At 35.5% G+C, this 262-nt stretch carries 1 protein-coding gene; it reads right to left on the reverse strand.

Features of this window, described 5'->3' with window-relative positions; translation table 11 throughout:
• A partial coding sequence (locus tag ACRHOZ_RS21075; RefSeq protein WP_431130270.1) for an ATP-binding cassette domain-containing protein occupies positions 1–262 on the reverse strand: 262 nt, incomplete at both ends.

Genomic DNA, 262 nt, shown 5'->3' on the forward strand with positions numbered 1-262 from the left:
CAGTTGACACCAAACATGTTAAAAGCAGTTTTAACAGCCATACCATCTGGAATAAAATGATATTGCGGCAGGTATTTTATAAATCCCGTTTTGTAAAGTGGTTGTAGAATAGGTTTGTTGTCTATTCTAATTAATTTATACTTAGGTTTTAAGTTGCCAAAAATAATGTCTAGTAAGCTGCTTTTACCACATCCATTCCTGCCTGTTATAGCTGTTGCTTTGTCTGTTTCGGCCTTTAGGTAAATACCGCTTAAGATGCGCT

It is taken from the genome of Flagellimonas flava, assembly GCF_050617915.1.
Classification (GTDB): Bacteria; Bacteroidota; Bacteroidia; order Flavobacteriales; family Flavobacteriaceae; genus Flagellimonas; species Flagellimonas flava_A.